This window comes from Soonwooa sp. T0.1_25, from assembly GCF_057652215.1.
Window position 1 is genome coordinate 1 of record NZ_JBYFBZ010000023.1, and the last position, 12,125, is coordinate 12,125.

Genomic DNA, 12,125 nt, shown 5'->3' on the forward strand with positions numbered 1-12,125 from the left:
TGGGTTTTGCAAAATTACGCCTCCAAAGCTATGGCAGCCTCGTTTTTGGCGTAACTTCGCAAAGCCCTTTCCCGTTATAGCCAATGGTAGGACGACCGTGCAAACAACGAACAGACGAACAAAATTTAAACGGTAAAACTAAAACAAACTATTTTGAGAAGCGAACAACATACAGACTATATTTCAGACAGGCAACAAGTAAGCCGACACTCATTGCCTACCCTATGTTTTTTATTTTTTTCCCAACGCACATTTGGTTTTGCCCCGACACGCAAAGCCAATGCTTCGCAAAACCAAAAGAGCCAATTTTTCCACGCTCAATTTTGTTACATTAGCAATCCTGAATTTTAATTATGTCAGAATTTAATCGCAGACCTGAAACGAATAACATATTTGAAGGAACTTCTGATGAAGTGATTGAAGTCGTTTTAAAAGTGAAAGACGATTTCAATGACCGCTATAATCGTAATCCTGAAAACAAATTAAGAGCAGAACAAGTAAGAGAACTTCTTTTGTCCGAAAATAGAATCTGTTATTTTCAAAAACAAAAAGCAGACGACAAAAACAATCGTTCACGACATAAAATCATCATTCCTGTTGGAAATGAAAGAGCTCTTGAATTTGTTGCGAGTTTATGGACAGACAAAATTGATACTTTCACAGAACTGTATTCATATAGAGTTGCAAAATTTAAGGAAGTTGGCTTTTTCAACGAACCAACAAAGAATACAGCCATACGAAACTGTAAATTTAAGTTTACTGAAATCGAGAAAAAAGACGGCACTAACGCTAATAGTTTTAAAGAACTATATTCGGCTGTTGAATCAAGCGAAATCCCATTAGTTGACATCAACAAAGAAAAAGACCGTCAAATTTGGCAAAAGTATGTTGTTGCTTTAAAGAAGTTGGTTAAGCAAAAAGAACAAGTTTGGAAAATCCAAAATATAAAAATGCCTTATGCAGAAGCAAGACAAGGCGAAGCCGAAAGAGCAAATTACATTGACATTTATATCAATGAAACTGAACTAAGAGAACAGCTTGAAAAGGACATTTTGGGATTATTCAATGAAAGTGAGTTAGAAGATTATGGAGTAAGCGAAAACAAAGCGTTTATTGAGTTCAAAAATTACAGAGAATTAGGCCAAGAAGAATTGAACCAACTCAAAGAGTTGGGAGATGAATTATTTTACGAAATTTCAAACAACTCCCCATTTCACACCATTTCGGGAAAAATTGATTTCAAGTATGCCGATAATGTTTCAAAAGAAGATATTTATTTGGAAATACAAGACAAACTTGAAACTGAATACCAACTTGAATGTTCAATCAGCAATAACGGTTATATTGACCTAAATGAAAATGACATTCCGCATTTGCGAAAAATCATTGAAGATAATTATTCTCACATACTTTCAGTTCACAAAGACAATATTGTTCAGCTAAAAGTTGATTTTAAAACAGACAATGGATTACAACAACTAATTCAACCGATTAAGCAGAAACTTGATTCGGAAGGATTAGACAGAGCAAGAATTTCCATAACACAAGGCAACAATTTACTTATCGAAGTTGGTGCATTTATTCCAAATCACAAATTCAATTCGGAGGGATTGACTTTCGTTGAATCTGTATCGAGATTTCAAGCTATGAATCCGATTAAAGTAAAACCAATCAACGGAATTGAGCTTGTTGGGAATGTTTATCAAATCAAAAACGCAAGTAAAGAAGATATTGATAATGCACTTGCGTTGCTACAACAAAATTTTTCGGGTGTTTCTTTTCGCAGGTTGCCAACTCAATACTTTTTCAAAGTGAATGAAAAAGTAAACCCTGAAACACTTCGTAATTTTAAAACACAAACTGATTTACAAGGAAAAACAGAATTTGTCTTAGCAAATTCTACGCTTAAAATTTCAGCAGAAAGTAATACAGATTACGAAAACCAATTAAAACGTATCAAACAACAGTTTCCTAGTGCAACTATTGAAGAAAAGACGTTCAACCCAGCATTTCAGATTTTATTTGACACAGATGTTGAATCAAAACGACAAAACGTAATCAACAAAATTCAAAACGAAATCAGAAAAGAAATTGGCAAATCAGTTGATTTTGACACTGTAAAAAAACATACAAGAATTTTATTTTCTTATCAGTTCAAAACAGATGACGAAAGAGATTCATTTAAACAAGCGATTAGCACCGCTTGTTCGGAGCATCGTCATATTTTGTCTTACACTTTTGAAAATCCGTTAGGAAGAACAACCTACGAACTTTTCAAAAATGAAACGCTTGAACTTGAAAAGGAAAAAGAAGTAAGACGAAATGTTAGTCAAGCTACTTTCATTTATCTAAATCCTGCACAAAGACAAAATTTGAGCGAAAAAATTGAACAGTTTGGAGAAGAAGCATTTTTCAAAGAAGGCATACAGATAGGCAGATTAGTAAAAAAAGAAAAAGACCGACTCAAATTCAGAATAACTGACGCTTTTGATGAAATCATTAACGGACGAGAGCAAGACCGTATTGAATTAAGTGAAATCCGAAAAGGTTTTATCAAACCAATTTTCCCAGGAGAACTGACAAACATTGGAAGAATGATTCGGGCAATGAAAAAAGTTACCGAACCAAATACAAGAAACGGCTTTCCTATCAATCAAAACTTGCCAAACTTTTTGTTTGACCCGAATGAGGCAAGGCAATCATCAACTGACCTTGATGAAGAAAAACAAAAAGTTGTTCAGAATCTGAATGAACCTTTGCTAAAAGACCAACCAAAACAACTTGAAGCAGTTGTAAAAACGCTTTTGGCAAAAGATTTGGCACTTATTCAAGGTCCGCCCGGAACAGGGAAAACAACTGTAATTGCTGAAATAATTTGGCAAACACTTTTGCGAGAACCAAAAGCAAAATTGTTGATTACATCGCAAACAAATCTTGCGGTTGATAATGCTTTGGAACGAATTAAAGGTAAAAAATTAGTGCGACCAATTCGTGTTGGAAACATTGAAAAGTTTGAAGATGAGGGAAAAGTGTATTCCAACGACCGAATAAAAAATTGGATTCAGGCAAAAACAGGCTCTAAGGAAGAAAAGCAATATTCCGATAATGCTGTTTGCCAATGGATTGAAAACGTAAAAGATAAATGTAGTAAAGAAGAAAAATATGCAAAGGCAGTTTCCAAATGGAAAAAAGGTTTAGATGAAAAAGACGTATTGATTAAATCAACTTTTTCAAATGCCTACTACGAATATGTAAATGTATTTGCAGCAACGTGTAGCGAATGTGGTAGCCGAAATTTTGGCGACACTTATCAAATGACATTTAATCAAAATTCAGAAAGAAAAAGCGAACCTGAATTTGATTTAGTAATAATGGACGAGGCAAGTAAAGCAACACCACCTGAATTGGTTTTGCCTTTAACGTTAGGAAAAAAAGTTGTGATAATTGGCGACCACAAACAGTTGCCACCAATGATTGACGAAAAAGAATTTGGCGAAGCCTTAGAAGCTGTTGGAGCGAAAAAACTGATTGAAGATTGGACAAAAGAAGATTACAAAGTTTCGCAATTTGAAAAATTATTCAAAAATGCCCCGAAAAACTTTGTTGCAAGTTTGGACACTCAATTCAGAATGCACGAACAAATTATGAATTGTATTTCCGAGTTCTATTCAGACCAAGAAGAATTGGAAAACGGTTTGATTTGTGGAATCAAAGGCGAAATGAACATCGCAGACTTTAATGTAAAAGCAAGTAGGTGGCACGGTATTTCATCAGTTCCTTTTATTGAACAAAAACATCACGCAATTTGGGTAAATGTTGAAACACCAGAAGATAAAGTTGGAACTTCTTATGAAAATTCAGGCGAAATACAAGCCATTCAAACCGTTTTGAGAGCATTAACAAAAGCCGAAGGATTTGAACAATATCAAAATCATTTCAAAAAAGACGAGGATAAAGAAATTGGAATCATTACTTACTATATGCCACAAATGCAAAGCATAAGGAAGGCAATGTATCCACAGTTTACAAAAAATGAATGGCGAAATTTTGAACAACATAAATTTGAAAATGAATTTCAACTTCCGCTTAGAATAAATACAGTTGACCGTTTTCAAGGTATGGAACGAAATATCATTATTGTTTCAACGGTAAGAAGCAACAAACAATACAAGGAAGAAAGAGGAAAGAAAATTCCTATTGACAACAACAAATATCCTTTTGCATTAGGGTTTGCAAGAGAGTTACAGCGTATCAATGTTGGTTTTTCAAGGGCAAAAAGATTACTGATTGTAGTCGGGAACGAAAAACATTTTTCGCACAAGCCCGAATATCAACAAGCTATTCAAAAAATGCACAGAATTGACATTGCACAAATTCAAAACCTTATTAAGTAGTGAAGAAACGATTATCAAAAATAGCGAGAGATTTTAAAAGCCATATTTCTGATGTGGTTGAGTTTTTGCGTGTAAATGGTTACGAATGCGAAGAAGACCCCGAAGTAGAATTTTCAAATGAAGTCGTTGAATTTATTGAAAATAATTTTCCTGCATTTCTATCAGAACGCAACAAAGAAAATCTAAAACAAACACCAAAAAAGAAAGAAAAAAGCAATGATTCTATTTTAAGTGAACAAGTTCCTTTGGAATTAAAAATCATTGAATCGGCAAGCAAAGAGAAAAAACTAATTGAGCGAATTATAGGTTTTACCGAATTTGATTGGCATTACACCATTGCAAAATTCAAAGGCACTTGCTCACAACCTGTTGATTTCAATTTGTTTGATTTGGTGCTTTGCGATTTGCTTTTAACCGAACAAATGTCGGCTGAACAAATTGGCAATATTCTCGGTTTTGACATTCAAAAAGACCCTGCCGAAAATGATATTCTTTTAAAAGCAATCAAAGATTTGAAAGCAGATAAAATGCTTGATGGAGATGAAAGTATTTTATGGCTTACTGATGTCGGTATTGAATACGCAAAAAATGGTGTGAAATTCTCAACATTTACTAGAGATTTTGATTTGTATGTTGATAATATTGGTGTTGCAAAAGAAAAAGTAAAAGAGATTTTCAGTAACCTAAAAAGTGAAAAGCAAGCTACATTCAACAAAGATTTTCTTCCAAAAAACATCGAGGAAGTAAAACCAATAGCAGAACTACAAGCCCCAGAAATTCATTTTCCTAAAAAGAATTTTTTGTTACAAAAATGCACTCCAGTAGGTGCTGAAGGTTATAAAGCTAGAGTTTGGGTTGTGTTATTGGAAAATTTCAGAGATAACACATTAAGGGCAATCGTCTATGACGAAAAGCAAAATAAAGTAATTGACACTTTATCCGAAGCATTGGACAAACAAGATGAAATAAAAGCCGAATTACTTGAACGTTTAGTAAAAGTTGATGATGAAATTGAATTTACTAATGAAGAAAAGCAAAAAGAACAGGTTGAAATTGAACAAGCGTTAATTCATAAACAAGAAGAAATTGACGAAGCGATAAACAACCAAGACACAACCAAAATAAAAGAAATAGAAAAAGAAGTTGAATCAATCAAAAGACATTTCAGCTCTTTGGAATTTGAAGTTGAATTGAAAAAACTCTTTGACACAACTTCCGACACAATTTTAATTCAAAGTCCTTGGGTTCGTGATTTTGCTTTCAAAAATAGAGTTCCGTTTATCAAAGATTATTTGCGTAAAGGCGGTAGAGTTTACATTGCATATTCCGAAAATGAAAGTTTTGGAGGCGAAGATATGGTTCAAGAAGAATCAAAGAAATTGCTTGCAGAATTAGACAAGAATTTGAATTTCTATTGTTGTGAATTGCCAGCATTTCATTACAAAAACGTTTGGTTGGTAAAGGAAGATAACAAGAATAGTTACTATTCGGGCAGTTACAATATTCTTTCATTCTTTGTTCATCAGAATATGAAAAATGTTCGTCAAGAAAAAATGACGAGAATGGATTGGGACAGCGAATTAGAAGAACAATATTTTGAGGTTTTCAAAAAGTTTGGATTGAAGTACATCAATTCGGCAATAGAAGATTTTAATACACTTTGTAATAACCCACCAACAAAAATTGACAGAGATTATTTGCAAAAACTACGAACTGTTGATAACAGTAAATTAAAGCCATTTAAAGGAATTGGAGTTGAAGAATTTGACGGAGCTTTAGCTTCACTTGAAAATACTAAAACTGAAAATCTCAATTATTATCGAAAAATATTTTTTGAAAACGAAATAGAACGATTTGAAAAACAGGTAAATGAACTTTCACAAAAACCAATTTCAATAGACAGAAAGAAAAATCTGCAAAAAGAATTTGAAAAGGTTAGAGATGAATTTGTTGATTTACTTGATTTGCAAATGAAAAAAGAAAAAGATGTAACGGATATAATAAATAACTTAAAGGTTTTCAGTCCACAAATCCACCAAAAACAGCATAACCACAACCACAATAAAAACAAAAAGAGAAAATAATTATGTCGTGTTTTGAATCATCAACTTTTTTGAAAAATCCTGATGTAATGAATCAGGAAATTCTTATTTCAGCTTGCGACAAGTTGGGTTGGAAATATTCTGTAACCGCAAACGAATTAACCGTTTTTCAATTAAACTCAAATGAAAATTTGAGAGGCGAATATGCAATGAAAATTGTTGGTAACAAAGTTACTTACAATACTTACTATTTGCAGAACGCTAAAAGTAAAGTTCAGGAATTGCAAAACACATTTTACGAGTTGAATGTAAAATATGCAGAGGAATCAATAATTCGAGAGTTTAAAAAGCAAGGTTGGACTTTTAAAAGTAATAATAAATTCAAAGCAAATGAAAACGAAAAAGTGAGTTTTTATATGGTTGGACGGAGTAAACTAAATGATGAAACCGAGCCAATTTCACAAATAAAATTTACGATTTTTAAAGATGGTTCTGTAAAAACAGATAGCGACTACATTCCAAAAGACATTCACGAATTAGCCGACAAAGCAATGGAATCTTTGGAAAGCATTTTTGGAAACAAACGAGAAATTAACGGAAAAGAAATTCCATTGAAATACAAACACAAAACATTTTGCGAAAGCAAGAAAACAATCTCAATTACTAAAAAATAATGGCACAGATAACAAAAAATAATACCGATACATTCGGACAAATTCAAGATATGCTGAAAGCCTATTACCCGATTTTATACTTGACTACTTTTGAGTACGACCGAACGAAACAAAAATTGAGAGGTGTTGCGAAAAATCTCAACAAGAATTTTCAATTCTATGAATGGAATTGTGTTGATGGTTTGGGTAAAAGAGATTTGAACGAGGGTGGACTTACGCCATTTGAAAACGTTGAAGAACCCGAAGAACTTTTAAAACACATTTCTAATCAAACAGAAAAAGACGATAATGAAATTTATGTTCTTGAAGATTTTCACGACTTTATGTCCGAAAGAAATATCAAAATTCAACTACGACAGTTAGCCGAAAAATTGAGATTTTACAGAAAGCATATCATTATTGTTTCTTCTGTTTTAAATTTGCCTATTGAGTTAGAAAAATATATTACCGTTCTTGAGATGCCGTTACCAGGCAGAGTTGATTTGGAAATTGTTTTGAATACGGTTTCCAAAAATGCTAAGAAAGAAATTGACAACGACCTTAAAAAGAAACTTATTGATTCTGCATTAGGAATGACCGTTATGGAAGCGGATTTGGCTTATTGCCTTGCCGCTGTAAAAGATGAATTTGGAATCAATTCGCCAAGAACCGTTGCTTTTGAAAAAGAGCAAATCATCAAGAAAAGTGGATTGCTCGATTATTTTCAAGTTAATGAAAGTTTGAAAAGTGTTGGTGGAATGAATAATCTGAAAGATTGGTTAGAAAAACGTAAACAAGCATTTGATTTCAAAGCACAAACTTGGGGACTTGCAGAACCAAAAGGGCTTTTGCTTTTAGGTGTTCCAGGTTGCGGAAAAAGTTTGACAGCAAAATGTATTGCTTCACTTTGGAATATGCCTTTGTTACGACTTGATATTGGAAAAGTTTTTCAAGGTGAAGTTGGAAGTAGCGAAAGTAATATTCGCAGAGCCATTGCAACAGCCGAAGCGGTTGCACCTTGCGTTTTATGGATTGACGAAATTGAAAAAGGACTTTCAGGCGTTCAAAGTAGCGGAGCGACAGACGGAGGAACAACCTCACGAATTTTCTCAACTATTTTGACTTGGATGCAAGAAAAAACACAACCTGTTTTTGTTGTAGCAACAGCAAACGACATTTCTCAATTACCACCCGAACTTTTACGCAAAGGACGATTTGACGAAATATTTTTCGTTGACCTTCCTTCGGAAGAAGATAGAAAAAGTATTTTCTCTATTCACTTGACAAAAAACAACCAAAAACCCGAAAATTTTGGGTTAGATAGATTAGCCAAAGAATCAAAAGGTTTCAATGGTGCTGAAATTGAAGAATGTGTAAAAGAAGCAATGTTTTCAGCTTATACCGATAATACAAACGAACCCAAATTGCAAATACTTCATTTGCTAAATTCAATAAAAGACACCGTTCCGCTTTCCAAGACAATGAAAGACCAAATTGAATTTTTACGCAAATGGGCTAACAGCAGAGCGAAACAAGCAGGACAGTTAAACAACGAGGATTTAAAAGGCGAAGAAGAAGTTCCATTGACAAAAGTTGAGAAAGAACTAAACAGAAGTTTTGACTGATGAAAAAGCAATCGCACAAAAGCAAGTACATTTGCAAACCGCACAAGCCAACACACAGACCAAAGTTTGTAAAAGAGCTTGCTTTTCGCCATCGCTGACAAAATTGTTTTTAAAAAATTTCCAACGCTTCAAAAAAAAATAAAAAACGCAACACTTAGCCGACACTTAATGACACGGAAACCTCATATTGACAATGGTTTACAAGGACGATGAAAATCACCACTGGCTATAACAAGGGTTTTGCAAGAGAGCGGGTTTCGTGCTTCGGTTGAAACTTTTTTTTGTAAATTTGAACACTCGTGCTTCGTATTAAAGGTAGTGCTAAAAATCCGCTCCCTCGCAAAGCCCCGAGACGTTATGTGAAACTTAAAAACAACGAATGCTGAAAATCAATCCATTTATGTAATTTTGAAGGACTGATTCCCTTTTAACTCCATAAAAGTAAAACCCAAAGCATTTATATTAACATCCGCCAAAATAATTCCATTCGGAGCTATGTTTGAAATTCTATTAAACGCATTTACAGCATTTATATTAACCGGAGCTATAGGCTGTTTATTTGAATAGCAACAAAATTTATTCGTAAATGAATTAATAAATAAACTAATTTGGGGAACAGCATTCAATTCAGTTAAAGTAGACAACAATTGACTTTTTGCTTTCTTACGAACTTTTGTTTTAGGCACCCTGTCCTTCAACTCATTCAGTATAAAATAGCTTTTATCCGAGTTAGTAAATACTATTAAATCACATCTTTCTTTCCCAGTATGAAAAGAGTTTGGCAAATCAGCTAAAAACTTATCATAATCAATTACAACTACTTCCTTAGCATTTCTATTAACATATTTGGACATACCATTATTCATAAAATTATGAATGACAATGTTTCTAGAAATATCATCTATTTCAAAATAGTTATAATTATTTCTTTTTTCAGATTTTTTTGGAGTATAAGCTATTGAATGATACTTTGCAAAATATTTGTAAAGAAAATTACTCATTATCTAAATCATTATATTTATCATAAATTTTATTAATTGTTTCAGATAAAGGATTTGTATCGACCAATCTCTCATTTAATGCAATTAAACTCTGAATCTTGCCATCTTCAACCTGATAAACAGCTAAATCTTCATATTTATACTTAGCTCCATCGTTGACTTTATCATACGATTTAATTAATAAATTTAAATGATTAATAATATATGGACTATGAGTTGATATAAATAGATTTGTATCATATCTATTTACCATAAAACAATCTTTAATTACTTCTTCTATTAATTCAAATTGAGCATCAGGATATAAACTCAATTCAGGCTCTTCAATATGAATATAAATTTTCTTACTTATGTCTTTTAGATTTTTGATTGGTCTAAAATCTGTAATACTATCCGTTTTTGACAGATATCCCAATACTGATCTATTAAATGCATCTTCAAAATCAAAATGTTGAGTAAAATATTTTGTTATTAAGGAAATTGGTGTCGAGGTTTGTGTTCCAGACGAACTATTTCTAAAATCAATCTCAAATTCGTCATCTTTAGATGATATTTTATATTCTATTCCTTTGTGAGATTTCTTTACAAAAAATTTTAAATCTAAATGCGGTAAGCTTATCTGTCTTAAAGCATCGGAAGCTAATTCAAAGTCTTTATAAACTTCATGAAAATAAAATCCTAAATATACTCCTGCTAACGATGCTCCTCTTGAAGCCCATAAAGGAATAATGTTTCTGTTTTCGGTTATAAAACTGATTTTATTTAATTGTATGTTTTTTGAAGATATCTTCTTTGAACAACTATATTTATTTCCTCTCTTTTCAGAATTAAAAGTTAATTCTATAATCTCACCATCATTAAATTCAACTTTATAAGTGATTAAAGTGTTCTGTTTTACATATTCATCTAAACCACTATCTCTTAAATTCTTCAAGATATTAATTCGAAATGGAGTCCTTGACATTTTACTGTGATATAAATAAGATCTTATATTCTCCATTTTAAAAAGATATCTAAACAAAGAAACACATTTCATTAGTGTACTTTTACCACTTGCTGATTCACCTATTAACACAGTAAATGGTTTAATATCCTCAATTCTTATGTCATTAATAGGACCTAGATTCTGTACAACAATAGTTTCTCTCATTTGAATATAATATAATTGTCAAAAATAGATTTTTTCATATGATATTCCTAACAAAACACTATTAAATAGATTTTTAAAACACATATACAATTTTACTTTTCCAAAATATTCCAAAGATAAGCTTCACATAACATTGTATTGGCAAAATGCGGGGAGAAGTCTTAGTTGAACTTTTTGTGATATTTAGCCGCCAATATTTTCCAATTCCACATTTTTGTTTAACTTAGTTCCATTGAAAAAATATTGGCTACGAGTGGTCTTAACTTGAACTTTTCGTTCTTCGAAAGCCCGCACTTCGCCAATACTTTTTCCGTTAGGCGACATTTTACAAAAATTCTGCATTCAAATCAAAATTTGAAATATTTTACTTATCTTTGGCGTTAGTAACGTTAAAAGTATGATTGTAAATTTTGGAAATAAAGAAACTGAGAAAATCTGGAACGGAATTGTTTCCAAAAAACTTCCAAGAGAAATTCAGGAGATTGCACGGCGAAAGTTGAGAATGATAAATAATTCGATTGATGTAACTGACTTAAGAATTCCACCTGCAAATCGACTTGAAAAATTAAAAGGAGATTTAAAAGAATTATATAGTATAAGAATTAACAATCAATGGAGAATTGTTTTCAAATGGGAAAATGGCAATGCTTTTGAGGTTGAAATTATGGATTATCATTAAAATCAAAAAAAATGGAAAATTTAAGAAACATAACACCAGGAGAAATTTTATTAGAAGAATTTTTAATTCCTCTTGAAATTTCGCAATATAGATTATCAAAAGATTTAGAAATTCCGCAAACAAGAGTTTCGGAAATTATCAAGGGAAATAGAAGAATTTCCGCAGATACAGCAGTAAGACTTAGTGCTTATTTTGGAAATTCTGCAAAATTTTGGCTTGGACTTCAAGATGATTATGATATTGAAAATGAATTATCTGAAAAATCAAGTGAAGTAAAAAGAATTACTAGAATCAGAAAAGATAAAGAAAAAAACGTCGCCTAACATTGTATTGGCAAAATGCGGGGGAAAGTATAAAGTTGAACCACTTCACTTTTTTTTGCCGCCGCTGCTTTTCAATTCCGTATTTTATTTGTAAGTTTACTTCATTGAAAAAGCATCGGCTCCGTTTGGTCGTTCTTGAACTTTTAGTTCTTCGAAATCCCGCACTTCGCCAATACTTTTTCCGTTAGCAGAAATCCTAAAAACAAATCTTGTCAATAATTTTAAATTTAATTTTCCCAATTTGGGAATTAATTTTTA

Annotated in this window: 10 protein-coding genes; 6 read left to right on the top strand and 4 right to left on the bottom strand. The window is 32.3% G+C overall.

Annotation, left to right across the window (positions count from 1 at the left end):
- Nucleotides 1-353: 353 nt before the first annotated feature.
- The 4 genes from AC23MB_RS13900 to AC23MB_RS13915 are packed head-to-tail and all read left to right on the top strand — an operon-like array spanning nt 354 to nt 8,714.
- A complete protein-coding gene (locus AC23MB_RS13900; protein WP_487787588.1) occupies nt 354-4,394 on the top strand; it encodes an AAA domain-containing protein in 4,041 nt (1,346 codons plus the stop codon).
- Nucleotides 4,394-6,478, top strand: coding sequence for a coiled-coil domain-containing protein (locus AC23MB_RS13905; protein ID WP_487787589.1), 2,085 nt, complete (start codon nt 4,394-4,396; stop codon nt 6,476-6,478). The genes AC23MB_RS13900 and AC23MB_RS13905 overlap by 1 nt, the downstream gene beginning before the upstream one ends.
- Before the next feature lie 2 nt (nt 6,479-6,480).
- Nucleotides 6,481-7,110 (top strand): hypothetical protein, encoded by a 630-nt coding sequence (locus AC23MB_RS13910; RefSeq protein WP_487787590.1) that lies wholly within the window; start codon nt 6,481-6,483, stop codon nt 7,108-7,110.
- Nucleotides 7,110-8,714, top strand: coding sequence for an AAA family ATPase (locus tag AC23MB_RS13915; RefSeq protein WP_487787591.1), 1,605 nt, complete (start codon nt 7,110-7,112; stop codon nt 8,712-8,714). Before AC23MB_RS13910 ends, AC23MB_RS13915 begins: the two co-directional genes overlap by 1 nt.
- Nucleotides 8,715-9,112: 398 nt before the next feature.
- Here the strand turns inward: AC23MB_RS13915 and AC23MB_RS13920 are convergent, their stop codons facing one another.
- From AC23MB_RS13920 to AC23MB_RS13930, 3 genes are all read right to left on the bottom strand, one after another.
- Nucleotides 9,113-9,715, bottom strand: a complete 603-nt coding sequence (locus tag AC23MB_RS13920; RefSeq protein ID WP_487787592.1) for a hypothetical protein — start codon at nt 9,713-9,715, stop codon at nt 9,113-9,115.
- Nucleotides 9,708-10,865, bottom strand: coding sequence for an AAA family ATPase (locus AC23MB_RS13925; RefSeq protein WP_487787593.1), 1,158 nt, complete (start codon nt 10,863-10,865; stop codon nt 9,708-9,710). The genes AC23MB_RS13920 and AC23MB_RS13925 overlap by 8 nt, the downstream gene beginning before the upstream one ends.
- A 183-nt stretch (nt 10,866-11,048) precedes the next feature.
- A complete protein-coding gene (locus tag AC23MB_RS13930; protein WP_487787594.1) occupies nt 11,049-11,207 on the bottom strand; it encodes a hypothetical protein in 159 nt (52 codons plus the stop codon).
- Nucleotides 11,208-11,262: 55 nt separating this feature from the next.
- Between AC23MB_RS13930 and AC23MB_RS13935 the strand changes: the two genes are divergently transcribed.
- Both AC23MB_RS13935 and AC23MB_RS13940 read left to right on the top strand, forming a co-directional pair.
- Nucleotides 11,263-11,544 (top strand): type II toxin-antitoxin system RelE/ParE family toxin, encoded by a 282-nt coding sequence (locus tag AC23MB_RS13935; protein ID WP_487787595.1) that lies wholly within the window; start codon nt 11,263-11,265, stop codon nt 11,542-11,544.
- A gap of 11 nt (nt 11,545-11,555) precedes the next feature.
- The gene (locus AC23MB_RS13940) at nt 11,556-11,867 is read left to right on the top strand and encodes a HigA family addiction module antitoxin (protein WP_487787596.1); all 312 of its coding nucleotides are present in this window, start codon (nt 11,556-11,558) and stop codon (nt 11,865-11,867) included.
- A 96-nt stretch (nt 11,868-11,963) separates the two neighbouring features.
- On the opposite strand, the gene AC23MB_RS13945 is transcribed toward AC23MB_RS13940, so the two are convergent.
- The gene (locus AC23MB_RS13945) at nt 11,964-12,107 is read right to left on the bottom strand and encodes a hypothetical protein (RefSeq protein ID WP_487787597.1); all 144 of its coding nucleotides are present in this window, start codon (nt 12,105-12,107) and stop codon (nt 11,964-11,966) included.
- Nucleotides 12,108-12,125 lie beyond the last annotated feature (18 nt).